The organism is Microcella sp. (genome assembly GCF_046293215.1).
Classification (GTDB): domain Bacteria; phylum Actinomycetota; class Actinomycetes; order Actinomycetales; family Microbacteriaceae; genus Microcella.
Genome location: NZ_JBKBPI010000009.1, coordinates 1 through 18,722 on the forward strand (window position 1 = coordinate 1; position 18,722 = coordinate 18,722).

Consider the following 18,722-nt stretch of genomic DNA (forward strand, 5'->3'; position numbering starts at 1 on the left):
AACCTCGATCCTGGACACCCTCAACCACTGCTTGAGACAGGCGCGCCGCCGGTCACCCCTTGGAATCAATCATCTAGTGGGCGGCACCCGTCAGACAGCGAGGAGCGCGACGCCGGACAGCACGACGACCGCTCCGGCGAGGCGGCGCGCCGGGTGTGGCTCGCGAAACAGCAACCAGCCGGCGAGTGCGACGAGCACGACACTGAGCTCTCGTGCCGGGGCAACGATCGACACGGGCGCGAAGCCGTACGCGGTAAGGATCGCAAGGTACGAGGCGGTCGACAGCACCCCGACGGCGACCGCGACGGGGAGGTGGCGGCGCACCTCCCTGGCGAGGATGCGCGGGGCGTGCCGATCACGCAGCGCAAGCACCGTGAGCACCACCGCCTGCCCCACGAGGCTCCCCCAGAAGTGGCCAAGCGGCGTGAGCCCCGCGCCGGTGACCGCTGCCGCGTCCCACAGGGTGTAGGCCGCAATGCAGACGCCCACGGCCGAGCCGTACACGACTCCGCGGCGCAGACGCGACCGCGCATCGACCTCCGGGCGCGGCCCCGTGCGTGCGCTCGAGCGTGCTGACGCCGTGCCAATGATGACGACTCCCGCGACGACGAGGACGGCGCCGGTGATGCTCACCGGGGCCGGCCGCTCGCCGAGCAGCAGGACGGCCCCGAGCACCGACAGCAGGGGGCCGGTACCCCGCGCCAGCGGGTACACGACACCCACGTCAGCGACGCGGTAGCCGCGCTGCAGCAGCAGCATGTACGCGGTGTGCAGAAGAGCACTTCCCGCCGCCCACCCCACCCAGCCAGCGGAGGGCGCGCTTGTGACGAGGAGCGGGATCGCGAACGGCGCCGCCAACACCGCCGCCGACCCGGCGACGAGCGCGAAGAAGATCGGTCCGGATGCGCCCTGCCGCTTGACGAGGACGTTCCAGGCTGCGTGCGCAACCGCGCCGACGAGAATCAGCAGCGCCGCGGTCACGCGCGTGATCGACTCAGCGGGTGACGCGGGTGCCGAGGGCCTCGCCGCGGATGGCCTTGGCGATGTTCCCCTGGGGTTCCATGCCGAAGACGACCATGGGCATCCCGTTGTCCATGCAGAGGCTGAAGGCGGTGGAATCGACGACCTTCAGGCCCTTGACGAGCGCGTCCTGGTAGGTGATCTCGTCGAGCTTGAGCGCGTCGGGGTTCGTGCGAGGGTCGTCACTGTAGACCCCGTCGACGCCGTTCTTCGCCACGAGAACCACGACGGCCTTGATTTCGAGTGCGCGCTGAGCCGCGACCGTGTCGGTCGAGAAGTAGGGCAGGCCAGCGCCGGCGCCGAAGACGACGACCCGGCCCTTCTCGAGGTGGCGCTCGGCGCGCAGCGGAATGTACGGCTCGGCGACCTGGGTCATCTGGATGGCCGACTGCACACGGACGTCTGCACCGGCCTGCTCGAGGAAGTCTTGCAGGGCAAGCGCGTTCATGACGGTTCCGAGCATGCCCATGTAGTCGGCGCGACCGCGGTCCATGCCGCGCTGGCTGAGCTCGGCACCGCGGAAGAAGTTACCGCCGCCGACGACGATCGCGACCTCGACGCCGCTCGCGGCCGCCTCGGCGATCTCGCGGGCGATCGCACTCACGATGTCGGGGTTCACCCCCAGTTGGCCCCCTCCGAAGGCTTCGCCAGAGAGCTTCAACAGGACACGGCGGCGGGATGCGGACACGGGGCTCCTCGAGGATGTCGCGGTGGTCGTTCGGTTCAGGCTAGCGGTGCGCTGGGCGCAGAAAGAAGGGGTCCGACCCGCAATGATGTGCGGATCGGACCCCGGGTCGGCACGGGTTAGGCGCCGACCTTGAAGCGAGCGAAGCCGGTCACGGTGAGACCGGCGTCTTTCAGCACCTGCGACACCGAGAGCTTGTTGTCGCGGGCGTAGTCCTGCTCGAGCAGGGCGACCTGCTTGAAGAACGCGCCGACGCGACCCTCGACGATCTTCGGCAGGGCAGCCTCGGGCTTGCCCTCGTTGCGCGAGATCTCTTCGACGATGCGGCGCTCGTTGTCGACCGTCTCGGCCGGCACGTCGTCGCGGCTCAAGAACTGCGGGTCGGCGAACGAGATGTGCTGCGCGATGCTGCGCGCCGTCTCGGCGTCGTCACCGGTGTACGCAACGACGACACCGACCTGCGGCGGCAGGTCCTTGTTCGTGCGGTGCAGGTACACGGCGAAGTTGTCGCCGGTGAGGCGAACCACGCGACGCAATTCCATCTTCTCGCCGATGATCGCGGCTTCACCGTCGATCAGCTCGGCGACGGTGCCGCCCTCGGCGGCGGCCGCGAGGCCCTCCTCGGCGGTCGTCGCGCCAGCGGCGGCAACCGCGGCGAGCACCTTGTCGCCGAGCGCGACGAACTTCTCGCCCTTCGCGACGAAGTCGGTCTCGCAGGCCAGCTCGATCATGGTGACCGCACCGTCGCCCTCGTGGGCGGCGATGAGCCCCTCGCTCGTCGAACGGTCGGCGCGCTTGGCGTTGCCCTTGGCACCCTTCAGCCGGAGGATCTCGGTCGCCTTGGCGATGTCGCCGTCGGCCTCCACGAGAGCGTTCTTCGTGTCGACCATGCCGGTGCCGAGCTGCTCGCGGAGGGCCTTGATGTCGGCCAGGCTCACGTTAGCCATGAAATGTGTCTCCTAAAGGTTCAGGTCGTTACTCGGACTCGGGCGCCGCGTCCGAAGCCTCAGCCTCGGTCGTCTTCGCGGCAGCCTTCTTCGCGGGGGCCTTCTTCGCCGGAGCCTTCTTGGCGGGCTTCTCGGCGGGGGCCTCCTCGGTGGCGGGGGCTTCCTCAGCAGCGGCCTCCTCGGCGGGAGCCTCCTCCGCGGCGGGCGTCTGCTCTGCAGCAGCCTCCTCGGCCTGGCCGGCCTCGAGCAGCTCGCGCTCCCACTCGGCCATCGGCTCGACGGCCGACACGTTGCCCTCGGCCTCGGGCGCCTGGTGACGCTGGATGAGGCCCTCGGCGGCGGCGTCGGCGATGATGCGCGTCAGCAGCGCGACCGAGCGGATCGCGTCGTCGTTGCCCGGGATCGGGTACGCCAGCTCGTCGGGGTCGGCGTTCGTGTCGAGGATGCCGATCACGGGGATACCGAGCTTCTTGGCCTCGTCAACGGCGAGGTGCTCGCGCTTGGGGTCGACAACCCAGATGGCGCTCGGGGTCTTCGTCAGGTTGCGGATACCGCCGAGCGACTTGTGCAGCTTGTCGAGCTCGCGCTTCTTGATCAGGAGCTCCTTCTTGGTGAAGCCCTTGGTCGTGTCGTCGAAGTCGATCTCTTCCAGCTCCTTCATGCGCTGCAGGCGCTTGGAGACGGTCTGGAAGTTGGTCAGGAGGCCACCCAGCCAGCGCTGGTTGACGTAGGGCTGGCCGACGCGGGTCGCCTGCTCGGCAATCGACTCCTGCGCCTGCTTCTTGGTGCCCACGAAGAGGATGGTGCCGCCGTGCGCGACGGTCTGCTTGGCGAAGTCGTAGGCCTTGTCGATGTAGGCCAGCGACTGCTGCAGGTCGATGATGTGGATGCCCGAGCGCTCGGTCAGGATGAAGCGCTTGACTTTCGGGTTCCAGCGGCGGGTCTGGTGCCCAAAGTGCACGCCGCTGTCGAGCAGCTGGCGAATGGTGACGACGGCCATGGCCGTACTCCTTCTGTGTTCTCAGTTGTCGCCTCGAGCCGGTTGGCCGGGGCCCTGGTGCCCGGACGCTGTCCCCACCCGCACGGAGGTCGCCCGGTCTCCCGGGCGGTGCAGGACTGATGGGGATGTGCGCCGTATTCGGACACGCGAAGTCAGCCGCCGAGGCGACTGCTGGTCATACTCTAGCACCGCACGGCTCCGCTCCCCCACGGAATCCGCGGGCCGGGGGTTGTCCCCGGAAGCGGTCACGAGCATCCAACCGACCGCCCAGCAGGGCAGGCTCGCCACCGTGCGCCGCCTTTTCACGACGACCGTTGCCGCGGTCGCAATCCTGTTCACGGGCGTCGGGATGCCCGGAGCCGTCGCGAGCGCTTCTCCCGTCATCGACGGGGGCGCCTCCCGCGCGCATCCCGACTGGGCGTGGCCGGTCGACGGTGTGCGCACCGTCGTGCGCCCGTTCGCTGCTCCCCCGACGCCCTATGCGGCGGGCCATCGCGGGGTGGACCTCGCGGCGGAGGGGCCGGGATCTGTGGTTCGGGCCGCAACGCACGGGGTCATTCACTTTGCGGGTGTCGTCGTCGATCGGCCCGTCGTGACCGTGCGCGCGGGGGCGGTGCTCGTCACGGTCGAGCCCGTCGCGCCCTCCGTTGAGACGGGTGACGTGGTCCGCGCGGGCGATGCGATCGGGGCGCTTGAGGCGGGGCACTGCGCGTCATCGAGCTGCGTGCACATCGGGGTGCGGGTCGACGGAGAGTACGTTTCGCCGCTGCTGTACCTCGGCGGACTGCGCCGGGCTGTGCTGCTGCCCCTAGGCGCGGGGGTGGGCGGTGCGGTAGGCGGCGGCCAGCCGTTCGGCGCTCACGTGGGTGTAGATCTGCGTCGTGCCGAGACTCGCGTGCCCGAGCAGTTCTTGCACGGCGCGCAGGTCCGCCCCGCCATCGAGGAGGTGGGTCGCCGCCGTGTGGCGGAAGGCGTGCGGGCCGGCAGGGCCAGAGCCGGGAAGCTCGGCGAGCAGGCTGGCGACGAGCGCGTAGACCGCTCGCGCCGACAGCCGGCCACCGCGAGCACCGAGGAACAGAGCGTTGGACGGCGAGGAGCCGGCGGCGAGCACAGGGCGCCCACGTTCGAGGTATGCGGAGAGGGCCCTCGCCGCGGGAACGCCGTAGGGCACCACCCGCTCTTTGGCTCCCTTGCCGAGCACCCGCAGCGTGCGCCGCCCCGGGTCGACGGCGTCGAGGTCGAGACCCACGAGCTCACTCACACGCACCGCGCTCGCGTACAGCACTTCGACGACGGCGAGGTTGCGCAGCGCCCCCGGGTCGTCGGTCGAGGCGTGGTCGGCGAGCCCGGCTAGCAGGTCGTCGATCTGCGTTCTCGTGAGGACGCGGGGAAGGGAGCGGTCGGGGCGCGGTGCGCGCAGTCGCACACCGGGGTCGGCGGCGGCGCGACCGGTTCGCGCGAGCCACGCCGTGAAACCTCGAATCGTCGACGTGCGCCTCGCCAGAGTCGCTGTCGCGAGACCACTGTCGCGCTGGTGCCACGCCCACTCGCGCAGCAACTCAAGGTCGATCAGCGCGGGGTCGGGCTCGGCACCGCGGTCGTCGATGAAGTCGGCGAGCGTGCGCAGGTCGGTCGCGTACGCCCGCACCGTGTGCCGCGACACTCCGCGTTCGAGCGCGACAGAGCGCAGATAGGCGTCAATCGCCTTGCTGAGCTCAGTCGATGCCGCGTGCACCCCTTCAGGATGCGCGGTCTTCGCCGTCACCGCCGTCCGGCGCGCCCGCGCCGACCAGCTGCGGCTCGGCGGCGTCGCCCTCGGCCGGGTCGACGATGCTCGACATCTGCTGCGCGTTCAGCCCACGCTCGTCGGCCTCGGCGATCGTCACCTGCGGCTTGCGCGGCCAGAAGAAGCGGTCACCGGCGATGAAGGCGAAGGCGGGAACGATCACCGTGCGCACGAGCAGAGTGTCGATCAGCACGCCGATGCAGACAATGATGCCGATCTGCGTGAGCGTGATCAGCGGCAAGACTCCCAGCACCGCAAACACGGCGGCGAGCAGGATGCCCGCGCTCGTGATGACGGCGCCGGTTGCCGCGAGTGCACGGATCATGCCCTCCCTGATGCCCAGCCGCGCGGACTCCTCCTGCGCACGCGTGACGAGGAAGATCGAGTAGTCGATGCCGAGCGCCACGAGGAATAGGAAGCTGAACAGCAGCACCGTGGTGTCGATCGCGGGGAATCCGAACACGGTCTGGAAGAGGATCCAGCCGATACCGACGGCGGAGAAGTAACTCGCCACCACGGCACCCAGCAACAGCAGCGGAGCCAGCAGGGCCCGAAGCAGGATCACCAGCACGATGAAGACCAGCACGAGGATCAGCGGAATCACGACCGCCTGGTCGCGCTCCTGAGCGGTGGCGACGTCGAGCGCCTGCGCGTCGATACCGCCGACGAGCGCGGTGCCGGAGCCGATGTCATCGAGCGCGGCGCGCATCCGTTCAATGGTGGCGAAGGCGGCGGCACTCTCGGGGTCGGCGTCGATCGTGATGTCGAGTTGTGTCCACTCGTCGGTGGCCTCGCCGAGCTGTCCGGCGTCGACGCCGTCGAGCTCGAGCAGGGCCTGCAGGGTCTCGTCGGCCTCGTCGGTCGGCACGATGACAGCCGCGGGCGAGGTCGCACCGGCCGAGAACGCATCCGCCAGCACCTCCTGGCCCACGACTGCCTCCGGCTTGACGATGAAGCGCTCGTTCTGCGACAGGCCAATATTGGCGCCAACCAGTCCCGCCGCGAAGCCCGCGAGGGCGATGAAGCCGACGGTGGCGACGATGACCGGGCGGCGGCTCACGCGGCGCCCCAGGCGACCCCAGGGGCTCTTGGCGACGAAATCGGGAGCGCCGAAGCGCGGGATGAACGGCCAGAACAGCCCGCGACCGAACAACACGAGCGCCGCCGGCAGCACCACGAGCCCGAAGAACATGGCGATGACGATGCCGATGGCTCCCGCCAAGCCGAGCGCGCGGTTGCCGGACAGTTCGGCAAAGAGCAGGGTGGCCAACGCGAGCGCCACGGTGCCTCCGGACGCCAGAATCGCCGGGGCCGTCCCCCGTACAGCGCGACGCATCGCCTCTCGGCGATCCTCGACGAGGCGCAGCTCGTCGCGGTAGCGGGCGATCAGCAGCAGCGCGTAGTTCGTCGCGGCGCCGAACACGAGCACCGACAGGATTCCGGTGACGCTGGCATCCAGTTCAATCCCGATCGCGTCGGCGACAAGCCTGGCCGTCGTCCCGGCAACCTGATCGCCGAGGCCGACCACGGCGAGCGGCACGAGCCAGAGCCACGGGCTGCGATAGGTGAGGATCAACAGCACGGCCACCACCAGCACCGTCGTGCCGAGCAGCGTGAAGTTAGCGCCCTCGAACACCGCCGCGAGGTCGACCTCGAAGCCCTCGGCACCCGTGAGGTAGACCGTCGCGCCCGTGAGCCCGTCCGATGCCGCCGCGCGCAGTTCCTCTGCGCGCTCGGCACGAGCGCCCACGCTCGTGATCGGGTCGAGCGGAACAACCACGAACGCCACGGTCTCGTCGTCGCTGACGACGGGCGGCACGAACTCGACCTCGGCGATCGCCGCGAGTTCCGCGGTGTTCTCGGCCAGGGTGGCGAGTTGCTCGTCGGTCAGGGTGCCGTCCTCCGCAGAAATCACCAGAATCGCGCTCGTGCCCTCGGCGGACGGGAACTGTTCCTGCAGTTGCTGTACCTGCACCGACTCTGCGGTGTCGGGGAGCCCCACCGGGGGTGCCGCATCGTTTTCCTCCTGGCCCGACAGGGCGATGAGGGCACCGGCTCCCAGCACGGTGACAAGCAGCACGAGCCACGAGGTGGCCTTCGAGGTGATGAGGCGGAGGTAGGCGGACACGCGCGGCCTTTCACGGGGCGGGGTGAGGATCGGGTTTAGTTCGATAGTCGAACTACTAGATGTTCGAAAAGATAGCGCCTAGACTCCATTGCATGCAAACGCACTCACCGGATGCTCAGGGTCGCCCGTCGGCGGGTCCACCGGCGCGTCCGGCAACCCAGTCGTTGCGCGAGCTGCTCGACGTTTCGGACGAGTTCGCCGCGGCGCTTGCGCACCGGCTGGAGGTCAACATGACCGACCTGGATGCGATGCAGCACCTGATCATGGCGGGCCCCCTGTCACCGAGCGCCCTGGCAAAACGTGTTGGGCTGTCGACGGCGGCGATGACGACGGCGATCGACCGGCTCGAAGCGGTCGGTCACGTCCGTCGCACCGCGAATCCAGATGATCGGCGAAGCGTCCTCGTCGAGGCGCGGCCCGAATCACAGGCGAGGGCTATGGCGATGCTCATGCCGATGATCGGGGCGGTCGACGCGGTACTCGACGATTTCGACGAGCACGACCAGGCCGCGATCACGCGGTACCTTGCACGGGTCGTCGAGACCTATCGCGGCCACAGTGCGCGACTCGGCAGCGGCGACGGGCCGGCACCCGCTCCCGGACGACGGACCGGGTAACTCTTAGACGTCGCTCGCCGCCGCCTCGGTCATGTTGAGGTGCGAGCTCTTACTCGACAACTGCTCGAGCCGCTGCTCGGGCGTCATCGCCTCAATCATCGGCCGGAAGGTCGCCGCGAATCCGGTGACCTCGGGGCCCGGGGTGACGGGAATCGTCGACGAGACGATGGCGTGCTCGTATACCGAGATCACATCGAACGACTGGCCACCGTCGACCCCCGACAGCAAGCGCTCGCGATCGGCGCCGAGGTCGAGTGTGTAGCAGGTCGCTGACGCGACGTGCACGGGAATGCCCGCGAAGGTGCCGTGTGTGGAGTAGTGCAGGTGGCCACCGAGTATCGCCCGAACGTCGCTGCCCTCAAGCACCGCGGCGAGCGCCGGCTGGTCGTGCAGTTCGAGCACCGACATGACCTCAAGCGGAGTGGGGACGGGAGGATGGTGCACGGCAAGGATGCTGCCGAGGGGCGCGGGGGTGGCGAGCTCTGCGCGCAACCAGTCGAGCTGGCTCAGCTCGAGTTCTCCGTGGTGGTAGCCGGGAACTGTCGTGTCGAGCGAGATGACCCGCAGCCCGTCCAGGTCGTACACGCGGTCTTGCGGGGCGTCGCTCGGCTCTTGGTCAAACAGCAGTGACGAGTAGTGACCACGGTCGTCGTGATTGCCCATCACCCAGATGAGTTCGGCACCCATGCGATCGATAACCGGCTCGACCGCCGCGCGCAAGCGACGGTAGGCGTCGGCTTCGCCTAGGTCAGCCAGATCGCCGGTGAAGACGACGGCGTCGGGGGCGAGTGCGCTGCGTTCGATGCGGTCGAGGGCCGCCGCCAGTCGCTGGTCGACGGGAACCTTGCCGTACAGATCGCGGCCCTCGCCGAGCAGGTGCGTGTCGGAGAGGTGGATGATCGTGCGCAGCGGAGGCGGGTACTGGCCGAGCTGGGTCATGGGCGCATGCTACCGCTCCGCGATGACGACGATTCAGGCTTTTCCTCCCCCTTCTTCTTTCGTGGGGACGGCAGGCGCCAGTGGCCGCTCTCGTTGTCGATCGCACGGTCGTCGAACTGCAAGAGGCCGAGCGCCGCCTGCACGTCAGCAACCGCGAGGCCGGACGCTCGCGCCAATTCGTCGACGCTTTGCCACCGGCGGGGCCGCAGCGCGTCGGCAACCCGAACCACGGCGGGTCGATCGCCGCGCGCGCCGCGAGGGCCGCCCGCGTCGTGACCGCGCGGTGAGTTGAGGTCGACCGTGCCGAAGCTCAGTCTCGCATCGTCTCGAGGGGCGTCGGCGAGCCCCGAGGCGAGCTCGATGATGTCGCCAACGGAGGTGATGCACTGCGCCGCCGCGTCGCGCAGCAAGCGGTGGCAACCCGCGCTCGCCGCCGACGTGATGGGGCCGGGGACCACGCCGAGGGGAACGCCGATTGTCGCCGCATGGTGCGCGGTGTTGAGCGCTCCAGAACGGTGGCCCGCCTCGACCACCACGACGGCCGCACTCAGGGCAGCGATCACCCTGTTGCGCTGCAAGAACCTCCACCGAGTGGGCGGAGTGCCGGCCGGCGTCTCGCTGACGACGGCGCCGCACTCGATGACGCGCCGAAGCAGAGCGTCGTGGCCGCTCGGATACAACCGGTCGGGGCCACCGGCGAGCGCGGCGATGGTGTCTCCCTGTGCGGCGAGCGACGCGCGGTGCGCGGCACCGTCGATACCGTACGCCCCGCCCGACACCACGACGAGGTCACGGGAACAGAGGCCGGCGGCGAGCTCCATGGCGACGTGCTCGCCGTAGCCCGTGGCCGCGCGGGCACCGACGAGGGCGATTCCGGGCCTGCGCAGCAGGGAGGCGTTACCGCGCACCCACAGCAGGTGGGGCCGATAGGGGCCGAGCGCGGCGAGTGTGTCGGGCCAGCTGTCATCGTCGGGCACGAGCATCCGGGCGTTCACCCGCCCGGCGAGCTCGAGCGCGCGCACAACGTCGGTGGAGCGCAGCCGCGGAGTCCAGCGCGTGAGTGCCGCTGCCGCCGCCTCGGCGCCGATCTCGCCGTGCGAGAGGCGCATGATCGTTGGCGGGTCGGCTCCGTCAATGAGGGCTCGGGCCGCCGCGACCAGCCCCGCGCCGTCGGCCAGCGCTCCGACGGCCGCGTCGCCAGGCTCGGCGACGACATGCCAGAGGGTTCGGGCCACCAGGTCGTCGCGCTCGTCGTCGCTGCTAACGGCCTTGCCGACGCCCTCCAGCAGCGCATCGAGCTGGGCAGGGGCGATGCGCCACCCTCCCCCGCTCACGCCGGCACGCCCTTGCGCAAAAACAGCGCTCGCCCGACGTGGTCGAGTCGGGGAGCTGTCGCGCCGTCGAGGTCAGCGACACTCCAGGCAAGACGCAGCACGCGGTCATAGCCGCGCATCGTGAGGGCCCCGCGTTCGAGCGCACGGTCGAGGGGGCCACGGGCGGAGCTCGGCAATCGCCACTCGCGCGACCGCAACACCGGCCCGGGCACCCGAGAGTTGAGGTCGATGCTGAGCGACGACCAGCGCTCGGCGGCGGCAGCGCGTGCCGCGCGCACGAGTTCGCGGGCGCCCGCCGTGGTGAGTCCGGTGCGGTCGGGCGCGGTGAGGTGGGCCGCCGACACGCGTCGGACGCCGAATTGCACGTCGATGCGGTCGAGCAGCGGCCCGGAGAGTCGCCCGAGGTAGCGGCGGCGCATCATCGGGGTGCAGGTGCATTCGTCGTCGACCGTTCCGGCGTTGCCGCACGGGCACGGGTTCGCCGCCAACAGCAGCTGGCACTGGGCGGGAAACCGCGCGACCGAGCGGGCGCGGTGAATCGTGATCCACCCCGTTTCGAGGGGCTGCCGCAGGGCGTCGAGCACGCTCGCCGAAAACTCGGGAGCCTCGTCGAGGAACAGCACGCCGTGCGCCGCCCGGGAAATCGCGCCGGGCCGCACGATGCCGCTGCCTCCGCCGACGAGCGACGCCATCGTCGCGCTGTGGTGCGGCGCCTGAAACGGCGGTCGCACGATGAGCGTCGAGACCGGTTCGCCGCAGAGCGAGCGCACCGATGACACGTCGATCGCGGCCGCGGTGTCGAGATCGGGCAGGATCGCAGGCAACCGGGTGGCGAGCATCGTCTTGCCCGCTCCGGGAGGACCGTGCATCAGCACGTGGTGACCGCCCGCGGCCGCCGTGACGAGCGCCTGCACGGCGTCGGGGTGGCCCACGACATCAGAGAGTTCGGCCTCGCCGGACGACACCGCCTCTGCCGCCGCGCGGTGCACGGCCTCGCACGGCACATCATCAAGCTCGGCCCCGTGGTGAATGAGCACGGCCCGCAGCGACGGCAACGCCACGACATCAACGCCGGGCACGAGCGAGGCCTCGTCGGCGTTGCCGCTCGGCACGATGACGCGGCGCGCCCCTGAGCGCTGAGCAGCCAACACGGCGGGCAGAACTCCGTGCACGGGCCGCAGCCGGCCGTCGAGCCCGAGTTCGCCCAGGTGCACCGTGTCGGCGATCGCCTCGGCCGACACCGTGCCGCCACTGGCGAGTGCCGCGACCGCGATACCCAGGTCAAACCCCGAGCCGTGTTTCGGCACGGCTGCTGGCGACAGGTTGACGGTGACACGGCGGTTCGGCAATTCGACGCCCGAGTTCAGGGCGGCCGAGCGCACGCGGTCTTTCGCCTCGCCGAGAGCGGCGTCCGGCAGACCGATGATGGCGAAGGCGGGCAGCCCCGACGACAGGTCCGCCTCGATCTGCACCAGCGCGCCGTCGACCCCGTTCAGCGCAACGGCGTGCGTGCTAACAACGGGCATCAGGCCACCTGCTCGACGTGTTCGACGAGCGTCTGGCCGGGCGCGGTGACGACCGCAATCGCATCCAGCCGGATCGCCGCAACCGGCCCGTTCTCGGCGCACCAGGCGGCCGCAAGCCGGCGCAAGCGGGCGAGCTTCTGCGCCGTGATCGACTCGAGCGGATGCCCGTACCCGGTGCCGCTACGTGTCTTCACCTCGACGAACACGACCGTGTGGTCGCGCTGGGCAACAATGTCGAGTTCGCCGGCTCTGCAGCGCCAGTTGCGGTCGATGATGCGGTAGCCGGCGGCCTCGAGGTGGTCGGCGGCGATCTGTTCGCCGGTGAGCCCGACGATGTCTTTGCGTGCCATGCGCGTAAGGATGGCCGCGCGCACGGGGCGAGGTCAGCGGCAGCAGCGCATCCGAGGCCCCGCGGTGCTGACGCCAGCCTGGGGAGGAGCGGTCGCGCTACTCGTCGAGCGCGAGTTCTTTCGGCAGCTTCAGGTCTTTTTTGCCGAGCTCTTCGACGTTCACGTCTTTGAAGGTCAACACCTTGACGCTCTTGACGAACCGGTCGGAGCGGTAGACGTCCCACACCCACACGTCGGTGAGTGTCAGCTCAAAGTAGAAGTCGCCCCCGACCTCGCGAACCACCTGTTCGACCTCATTGGCGAGGTAGAAGCGCCGCTCGGTCTCGACCACGTACTGAAACTGCGACGCCACGTCGCGGTATTCGCGGTAGAGAGCCAGCTCGACCTCGCGGTCGTAGTCCTCGAAATCCTCGTCGTCCATTGCGGTCAGTCTAGACCTCTACGGCCGACGCGCCACGCGCATCCCCCGTGCCCGCCGGCGCGCGAAGCCAGCTGTGCCGGTGCCGGGGCGACGGCCCGTGCTCGGCGATTGCGGCGAGGTGCGCGGCCGAGCCGTAACCCTTGTTGCCGTCCCAGCCGTAGACCGGGTGACGGGCGTGATCGGCGCGCATGAGCGCATCCCGATGCTCTTTGGCGATGACGGACGCGGCGGCGACCGACGCGCAGTCGCGGTCGGCCTTTGCCCGAGTGCGGATGCTCGGTGGGCTCATCAGCGCAGGGCTCAGCCAGTCGTGCACCCCGTCGACGAGCACCTCGGCGGCAGCAACGTCGACGCCGGCGGCGTGCAGGGCAATCAGCGCGCGACGCCCGGCGAGGCCGAGTGCGGCGACGATGCCCACCTCGTCGACCTCGGACGGCTCGGCCTCGCCGACGGCGATCGCGAGTGCCCACTCGTGCGCGAGCGGCACGAGGCTCGCGCGTTTCGTCGGCGACAGCAGCTTCGAATCGCGCAGGCCCGCGGGATGCTCGCCGCACGTCGGCAGGATCGCGCACGCACCGACCGCGACGACACCGGCCAGCGCCCCGCGGCCGACCTCGTCGACGCCGATAACGACGGGGGCGCCGGCGGCGAACAGGGCCCGCTCGGCCTCGAGGGTGGCGTCGGTGGGCACGGCGTTACTCGGCGCGTTCGACGCCGTCGAAGGTGAGGGGGTAGTTGTCGAGCCAGATCCAGCGGTCGAGCGGCCAGCTGATGACGATGGCGCGGCCGACGACGTCGTCGAGCGGCACGAAGCCCTCGGCATCCCCGGTGCGGTTGTAGCGGGAGTCGCTCGACTCGTAGCGGTTGTCCCCCATCACCCAGAGAGCGCCCTCGGGCACCGTCACCTGAAAGTCGATGCCGCTGACGTCGGAGGCGCCGGCAGGCGTGCGCACGTACGGCTCGTTGATCGGCACCCCATTGATGAGCAGCTGGCCCAGGTCATTGCAACACACGACACGGTCGCCGCCGACGCCGATGACACGCTTCACGAGGTGCTCTTCGCTGTCGCTTGCGCTCAAGCCCACGAGCGAGAGCAGCCAGTCGCCCGCCGCCTCGACGGGCGTGCGCGGCTGCGGGGGCGCGCTGCGCAACCAGGTACCGGGATCACGGAATACCACCACGTCGCCACGGCTCACCGGCACGAGCTCGGGCACGAGCTGGTTGACGATGATGCGGTCATCGACCTCGAGCGTGGGCTGCATCGACTCGGAGGGAATGAAGAACGAGCGGATGAGAAACGTCTTGATGAGGAACGAGATGATCAGCGCAGCGGCGATGATGATGACCACGTCGCGAAGGAAGGTCGCGACCTGACGCCCCGCACTGGGTGACGACGATTCTGTCGTGCTCGCGCCGGGTTCGGCGTCGGCGGCCGAGGTGGGCGGCGCGGTCTCGTCGGTCATGTCTCCCCAGGGTTCGTGCCGTCTCAGTCTAGGGGCCGAGGTGGGGCCGGGAGACGCCGATGGCCCCCGCCGAGAAAAACTCGTGGGGGCCATCGGGATGACATGTGAGCGCTCGGCTCAGCTCTCGCGCTTCTCTTTGATCTTGGCCTTCTTGCCACGCAGGCCGCGGAGGTAGTACAGCTTCGCGCGACGCACGTCGCCGCGGGTGACGACCTCGATGTGGTCGATGACCGGCGAGTGCACGGGGAACGTGCGCTCGACACCGACCTGGAAGCTCACCTTGCGAACGGTGAAGGTCTCGCGGATGCCCTCGTTCGAGCGGCCGATGACGACACCCTGGAACACCTGAATACGCGAGCGGTTGCCCTCGACGATGTTGACGTGAACCTTGACGGTGTCACCGGGACGGAAGTCGGGGATGTCGGTGCGCAGCGATGCTGCGTCGACGTGGTCGAGGATGTGCATGGTGATTCGCTCTCTGCGCCGCCACAGGTCGGACGCGGGTTTACGGGATTCGATGGGGTGTGCCTGGTCCGAAAAATGCTGGTCCCCCCATGGCAGGACTCAGCCGGAGCACAAGGGGAAATGATGCCATACTGAGCCGATTCCAGCCAAATGGCGAGCAGGCCCTGCCACACTGGTCGGGCTTGTTGTTCCGCATCACCGAACCTCCGGGGGGAGGACCACGCGTGGCCCACGACATCCTTGACGCTCCGGCACTCGCGACCGATCGGGTCGTGATGCGCACGGAACCGGTCCAGCAGCGCTCAGCAGAGCGCATCGAGTTGCTGCTCGACGCTGCCGCCCACCTCATTGACGAAGACGGCATCGACGGCGTCACGACGAGTGCCGTGGCGAAACGCTCCGGGTCGTCCGTGGGCGTCGTGTACCGCTACTTCCCGAACATCCAGTCCCTGCTGCGCGCTCTCGCCGTTCGCAATATGGAGCGCTTCCTCGATCGCGTCGAGCAGGGTGTCAACGCGTCAGGACCGGTGCCGTGGTCGTCGTTCGACTCCACCCTGAACACCTTCGTCGACATGACCCGCAACGAGCCCGGATTCCGAGCCCTGCGCTTCGGCGATGTCATCGACCAGCGGTTCATGAACCCTGAGCTCAGCAACAACCAGATTCTGGCGCGCAAATTTGCCGAACAGGTCGGCGACACCTACTCCCTCACCCCGGATGCCGACCTCATCTTCCACATGGAGGTGGCCGTCGAGATCGCGGCGGGTCTGCTCGCGCGCGCCTTCCAGCTCGACCCGGCGGGCGACGAACGGTTCATCGAGACGACGCGCCAGCTGTGCGGCGACTACCTGCGCACGAACATCCCCCTCACGGCGCCCGCATGATCGAACTGCGCACCCCCGACGAGATCGAGCAGATGCGGCCCGCCGGGCGCTTCGTCGCGAGCGTCATCGAGGCCACCTCTCGCGCCGCCGATGTCGGCGTCAACCTGCTCGAGCTGAACGCTCTGGCCCACGACATGATCCGGGCAGAGGGTGCGGAAAGCTGTTACATCGACTACCACCCCTCGTTTGGCGGATCGCCCTTCGGGAAGGTCATCTGCACCTCCGTCAACGACGCGGCCCTGCACGGACTCCCCCACGACTACGTCTTGCGCGACGGTGACCTGTTGTCGTTGGACTTCGCCGCATCCGTCGACGGCTGGGTGTGCGACTCGGCCGTCAGCGTGATCGTGGGTGAGCCGCGCGCGGGCGACCAGGAACTCATCGACACGGTCGAACGGGCGCTCGCCGCGGGCATCGACCAGGCGCGGGCCGGTCGGCGCATGGGCGACATCTCCGGCGCGATCGGCGACGTGGCCTACGAGGCCGGCTACCCCGTCAACCTCGACTTCGGTGGGCACGGTGTGGGCCGCACCATGCACGGTGAGCCACACGTGCCGAACGATGGGCGCCGCGGCCGGGGGCTCAAGCTGAAGCCCGGGCTCGTCATCGCCATCGAACCCTGGTTCATCCCCGACACCGACGAGATCTACACCGACGCCGACGGCTGGACACTGCGCAGCCGCACGGGCACGCGTGCCGCCCACGCCGAGCACACCGTCGCCATCACGGCCGACGGCCCGGTGGTGCTCACGGCGCGGAGCTGACTCCCGCCTCGATCACGGGCGCGTACTCACCTCGGCGCATGCGCAGCGTGGTGCCGGCCATCGTCACGCAGGCCGTCACAGCCGCGGCGATGAGCAGAGGCCAGAGCAGGAAACCGGCAATAAGCGCTGCCGGGTCGAGCGACGTGAGCACCGTCACCACGACAATCAGCACCTGAACCCCGAGCAAAATCTTCTCACCGCTCGTGAGCACCGCCGGGCGCCTGGCCATCACGATCAGGTGGTTAATGCCGAGCGAGACGGCAAGACCCGGCAACACGAAGGTGCCGGTGACAACCGCCTGCACCGAGGGGAGAAACGCGAACGCCCCGAGCGCCTGCACGACCCATGCGGCGATGCCGGCGACCGCTGCCAGGACAGCGAGCAACGGCTGCGCCCACAGCCACATGCGCTCACCGCTGGTCACGTCTCCCCCAACAGGTCGGGGCGGATGCGCGCCGTGCGCTCTTTCTGCTGCTCGCGTCGCCAGGCGGCGATCGCCGCGTGGTTGCCGCTCAGCAGGATGGGCGGCACGTCATGGCCGCGCCACGTCGCCGGCTTGGTGTAGCTGGGGTACTCGAGCAGGCCGTCTTCGTGGCTCTCCTCATCGAGACTCTGGGGGTTTCCGACGACCCCGGGAACGAGGCGGCCGACAGCTTCGATCATCGCCATCGCTGCGACCTCCCCTCCGTTCAGCACGTAGTCGCCGAGGCTCAGCTCGCGCACCTCAATGCGCTCAGAGTAGTGGTCGATCACGCGCTGGTCGATGCCCTCGTACCGCCCGCACGCAAAGACCAGGTGGGGCTTGTGGGCAAGCTCGCGCGCTGCAGCCTGCGTGAAGCGGTGCCCGGCGGGGCTCGGAACGATCAGGGTCGTTTGGTCGGTGATGAGGGCATCCAGCGCCTCTCCCCACGCTTCCGGTCTCATGACCATGCCGGCGCCGCCGCCGTACGGGGTGTCGTCAACGGTGCGGTGCCGATCGTGGGTGTGGGTACGCAGGTCATGCACGCCGAACTCGATGAGCCCGGCGGCGCGCGCCTTACCCAGCAGCGACACGTCGAGCACGCCGAAGAAGTCGGGGAAAATCGTGACGACGTCGACCCGCACGGCTACCGCTCGCTGGGTGGGGTCGCTGCGGAATCAGCGGCGTCGTCGAGATCGTCAAACAGCCCGTCTGGGGGCGTGACGACGAGGGTTCCCGCCTCGATATCGACGCTCGGTACGATCGCCGAGACGAAGGGCACCAACACGTCGCGCTCACTCGTGCGCACGACGAGGAGGTCTTGAGCGGGAAGATGCTCGACCCGGACGACCTCGCCGACGGCCTCGCCGTCGCGAAGCACGCGCAGGCCGACCAGCTGGAAGTCGTACCACGCGTCGTCTTCCGGCTGCTCGTCGGTGGGCTGCTCGATCCAGAGGATCGCCTTTGCCAGAGACTCGGCGGCCGAGCGGTCGGTGACGCCGTCGAAGAAGCCGACCGGCTGACCGTTGTACCAGCGCAGTTCGGTGAGCGTGAGGTTCTGCCCGTGCCAGGGCGACGTGGTCGGCACCTGCAACGAGAAGGTCGCCCCCGGGGTGAAGCGCCGCTCGGGGTCGTCGGTGAACAGTTCGAGCTTCAAGGCGCCCTTGAGCCCGTGGGCTTTGGTCAGTCTGCCGACCCGAAGCCTCGTGGACGGCGAACCGGGTGGGTCGGCTTTAGCCGGCGCCACGATCAGGCGTCGGTGTCGACGACGTCGACGCGAACGCGCCGTCCGTCGGCGAGCGACGAGATGACCTGGCGCAGAGCCTTGGCGGTGCGACCGCCGCGGCCGGAGTTCTGCGACGCGACGACGACGTCGTCGGGGTGATCGACGATCCCCTTGACGAGATGCTCCAGCGTGTCAGCAAGCACGACGATTAGGCCTTGTCAGCCTCGGCGTCGGCGGCGGCCTCCTCGGCGGGGGCCTCCGTGGCCTCGGGGGCCTCGTCGGCGGCCGGGGCCTCCTCAGCTGCCGGAGCCTCCTCGGCCTTCTTCTCGGCCTTGGGCTTCAGAACCGGCTTCTTCTTCTCGTCGATGACGAACTCGGGCTTCGGCTCGGCGGTCTTGACGGTGCTCTTGGCACCCTTCTCGCCCTTGAAGGTGCCCCAGTCGCCCGTGAGCTTGAGGATAGCGAGGACCTGCGGGGTCGGCTGCGCGCCGACGCTCAGCCAGTACTGGGCCCGCTCGGACTGCACCTCGATGAACGAGGGCTCTTCGGTCGGGTGGTACTTGCCGATCTCTTCGATGACGCGGCCGTCGCGCTTGGTGCGCGAGTCGGCGACGACGATGCGGTAGTACGGTGCACGGATCTTGCCCATGCGCTTGAGGCGAATCTTGACAGCCACGTTTCTCCGGAAAGTGTTGATGATGGGTGGCT

22 protein-coding genes and 1 pseudogene are annotated in these 18,722 nt (G+C 69.2%); 4 read left to right on the forward strand and 19 right to left on the reverse strand.

Annotation, left to right across the window (positions count from 1 at the left end):
• Positions 1–90 precede the first annotated feature (90 nt).
• From ACK4SC_RS08890 to rpsB, 4 genes are all read right to left on the reverse strand, one after another.
• Entirely contained in the window at positions 91–981 is an 891-nt protein-coding gene (locus ACK4SC_RS08890; RefSeq protein ID WP_409617179.1) for an EamA family transporter, read from the reverse strand.
• 13 nt (positions 982–994) lie between these two features.
• On the reverse strand, positions 995–1,708 hold the full coding sequence (pyrH, locus tag ACK4SC_RS08895) for a UMP kinase (protein WP_409617180.1): 714 nt from the start codon (positions 1,706–1,708) through the stop codon (positions 995–997).
• A gap of 116 nt (positions 1,709–1,824) precedes the next feature.
• Positions 1,825–2,652 (reverse strand): translation elongation factor Ts, encoded by an 828-nt coding sequence (gene tsf / locus ACK4SC_RS08900; protein ID WP_409617182.1) that lies wholly within the window; start codon positions 2,650–2,652, stop codon positions 1,825–1,827.
• A gap of 28 nt (positions 2,653–2,680) precedes the next feature.
• Entirely contained in the window at positions 2,681–3,652 is a 972-nt protein-coding gene (gene rpsB / locus ACK4SC_RS08905) for a 30S ribosomal protein S2 (protein ID WP_409617184.1), read from the reverse strand.
• A 349-nt stretch (positions 3,653–4,001) separates the two neighbouring features.
• Between rpsB and ACK4SC_RS08910 the strand changes: the two are divergent.
• Positions 4,002–4,406 (forward strand): annotated as a pseudogene (locus tag ACK4SC_RS08910) (peptidoglycan DD-metalloendopeptidase family protein); the annotation flags it as partial.
• Between the two features lie 54 nt (positions 4,407–4,460).
• Here ACK4SC_RS08910 and ACK4SC_RS08915 read toward each other — a convergent pair.
• Entirely contained in the window at positions 4,461–5,387 is a 927-nt protein-coding gene (locus tag ACK4SC_RS08915; RefSeq protein WP_409617185.1) for a tyrosine recombinase XerC, read from the reverse strand.
• 4 nt (positions 5,388–5,391) lie between these two features.
• Positions 5,392–7,566, reverse strand: a complete 2,175-nt coding sequence (locus ACK4SC_RS08920) for an MMPL family transporter (RefSeq protein WP_409617187.1) — start codon at positions 7,564–7,566, stop codon at positions 5,392–5,394.
• Between the two features lie 92 nt (positions 7,567–7,658).
• Between ACK4SC_RS08920 and ACK4SC_RS08925 the strand changes: the two genes are divergently transcribed.
• Positions 7,659–8,183, forward strand: coding sequence for a MarR family winged helix-turn-helix transcriptional regulator (locus ACK4SC_RS08925; RefSeq protein WP_409617188.1), 525 nt, complete (start codon positions 7,659–7,661; stop codon positions 8,181–8,183).
• A 3-nt stretch (positions 8,184–8,186) separates the two neighbouring features.
• On the opposite strand, the gene ACK4SC_RS08930 is transcribed toward ACK4SC_RS08925, so the two are convergent.
• From ACK4SC_RS08930 to rplS, 8 genes are all read right to left on the reverse strand, one after another.
• A complete protein-coding gene (locus tag ACK4SC_RS08930; protein ID WP_409617190.1) occupies positions 8,187–9,122 on the reverse strand; it encodes a phosphodiesterase in 936 nt (311 codons plus the stop codon).
• A complete protein-coding gene (gene dprA, locus ACK4SC_RS08935) occupies positions 9,119–10,456 on the reverse strand; it encodes a DNA-processing protein DprA (RefSeq protein ID WP_409617192.1) in 1,338 nt (445 codons plus the stop codon). Before dprA ends, ACK4SC_RS08930 begins: the two co-directional genes overlap by 4 nt.
• Complete coding sequence (locus ACK4SC_RS08940; RefSeq protein WP_409617194.1) at positions 10,453–11,982, reverse strand: YifB family Mg chelatase-like AAA ATPase; 1,530 nt, start codon at positions 11,980–11,982, stop codon at positions 10,453–10,455. The genes dprA and ACK4SC_RS08940 overlap by 4 nt, the downstream gene beginning before the upstream one ends.
• A complete protein-coding gene (locus ACK4SC_RS08945) occupies positions 11,982–12,332 on the reverse strand; it encodes a YraN family protein (protein WP_409617196.1) in 351 nt (116 codons plus the stop codon). Before ACK4SC_RS08945 ends, ACK4SC_RS08940 begins: the two co-directional genes overlap by 1 nt.
• A gap of 97 nt (positions 12,333–12,429) precedes the next feature.
• Complete coding sequence (locus ACK4SC_RS08950; protein WP_409617198.1) at positions 12,430–12,753, reverse strand: DUF2469 domain-containing protein; 324 nt, start codon at positions 12,751–12,753, stop codon at positions 12,430–12,432.
• A gap of 10 nt (positions 12,754–12,763) precedes the next feature.
• Positions 12,764–13,444, reverse strand: coding sequence for a ribonuclease HII (locus tag ACK4SC_RS08955; RefSeq protein ID WP_409617199.1), 681 nt, complete (start codon positions 13,442–13,444; stop codon positions 12,764–12,766).
• 4 nt (positions 13,445–13,448) lie between these two features.
• Positions 13,449–14,216: a signal peptidase I gene (gene lepB, locus ACK4SC_RS08960; protein WP_409617201.1), complete on the reverse strand. Its 768-nt coding sequence runs from the start codon at positions 14,214–14,216 to the stop codon at positions 13,449–13,451.
• A gap of 117 nt (positions 14,217–14,333) precedes the next feature.
• Positions 14,334–14,681 (reverse strand): 50S ribosomal protein L19, encoded by a 348-nt coding sequence (gene rplS, locus ACK4SC_RS08965; protein ID WP_409617203.1) that lies wholly within the window; start codon positions 14,679–14,681, stop codon positions 14,334–14,336.
• Positions 14,682–14,905: 224 nt separating this feature from the next.
• Between rplS and ACK4SC_RS08970 the strand changes: the two genes are divergently transcribed.
• Entirely contained in the window at positions 14,906–15,565 is a 660-nt protein-coding gene (locus tag ACK4SC_RS08970; protein ID WP_409617204.1) for a TetR family transcriptional regulator, read from the forward strand.
• On the forward strand, positions 15,562–16,329 hold the full coding sequence (gene map, locus ACK4SC_RS08975) for a type I methionyl aminopeptidase (protein WP_409617205.1): 768 nt from the start codon (positions 15,562–15,564) through the stop codon (positions 16,327–16,329). The genes ACK4SC_RS08970 and map overlap by 4 nt, the downstream gene beginning before the upstream one ends.
• On the opposite strand, the gene ACK4SC_RS08980 is transcribed toward map, so the two are convergent.
• The 5 genes from ACK4SC_RS08980 to rpsP are packed head-to-tail and all read right to left on the reverse strand — an operon-like array spanning position 16,313 to position 18,690.
• Positions 16,313–16,753 carry a hypothetical protein gene (locus ACK4SC_RS08980; RefSeq protein WP_409617207.1) on the reverse strand — a complete coding sequence of 147 codons (441 nt, stop codon included), beginning with the start codon at positions 16,751–16,753 and terminating at the stop codon, positions 16,313–16,315. The two genes, map and ACK4SC_RS08980, sit on opposite strands and share 17 nt — an antisense overlap.
• Positions 16,750–17,433: a tRNA (guanosine(37)-N1)-methyltransferase TrmD gene (gene trmD / locus ACK4SC_RS08985; RefSeq protein WP_409617209.1), complete on the reverse strand. Its 684-nt coding sequence runs from the start codon at positions 17,431–17,433 to the stop codon at positions 16,750–16,752. Before trmD ends, ACK4SC_RS08980 begins: the two co-directional genes overlap by 4 nt.
• 2 nt (positions 17,434–17,435) lie before the next feature.
• Positions 17,436–18,038 (reverse strand): ribosome maturation factor RimM, encoded by a 603-nt coding sequence (gene rimM / locus ACK4SC_RS08990; protein WP_409617403.1) that lies wholly within the window; start codon positions 18,036–18,038, stop codon positions 17,436–17,438.
• Complete coding sequence (locus ACK4SC_RS08995; protein WP_409617211.1) at positions 18,038–18,217, reverse strand: RNA-binding protein; 180 nt, start codon at positions 18,215–18,217, stop codon at positions 18,038–18,040. The genes rimM and ACK4SC_RS08995 overlap by 1 nt, the downstream gene beginning before the upstream one ends.
• Before the next feature lie 5 nt (positions 18,218–18,222).
• The gene (rpsP, locus tag ACK4SC_RS09000) at positions 18,223–18,690 is read right to left on the reverse strand and encodes a 30S ribosomal protein S16 (protein ID WP_409617213.1); all 468 of its coding nucleotides are present in this window, start codon (positions 18,688–18,690) and stop codon (positions 18,223–18,225) included.
• Positions 18,691–18,722 lie beyond the last annotated feature (32 nt).

Coding starts and splice junctions, on each gene's coding strand:
- rplS (WP_409617203.1), bottom strand. CDS start 14,681: ATGCACATCCTCGACCACGTCGACGCAGCATCGCTGCGCACCGACATC.
- ACK4SC_RS08950 (WP_409617198.1), bottom strand. CDS start 12,753: ATGGACGACGAGGATTTCGAGGACTACGACCGCGAGGTCGAGCTGGCT.
- map (WP_409617205.1), top strand. CDS start 15,562: ATGATCGAACTGCGCACCCCCGACGAGATCGAGCAGATGCGGCCCGCC.
- ACK4SC_RS08930 (WP_409617190.1), bottom strand. CDS start 9,122: ATGACCCAGCTCGGCCAGTACCCGCCTCCGCTGCGCACGATCATCCAC.
- ACK4SC_RS08925 (WP_409617188.1), top strand. CDS start 7,659: ATGCAAACGCACTCACCGGATGCTCAGGGTCGCCCGTCGGCGGGTCCA.
- tsf (WP_409617182.1), bottom strand. CDS start 2,652: ATGGCTAACGTGAGCCTGGCCGACATCAAGGCCCTCCGCGAGCAGCTC.
- ACK4SC_RS08945 (WP_409617196.1), bottom strand. CDS start 12,332: ATGGCACGCAAAGACATCGTCGGGCTCACCGGCGAACAGATCGCCGCC.
- ACK4SC_RS08940 (WP_409617194.1), bottom strand. CDS start 11,982: ATGCCCGTTGTTAGCACGCACGCCGTTGCGCTGAACGGGGTCGACGGC.
- rpsB (WP_409617184.1), bottom strand. CDS start 3,652: ATGGCCGTCGTCACCATTCGCCAGCTGCTCGACAGCGGCGTGCACTTT.
- lepB (WP_409617201.1), bottom strand. CDS start 14,216: ATGACCGACGAGACCGCGCCGCCCACCTCGGCCGCCGACGCCGAACCC.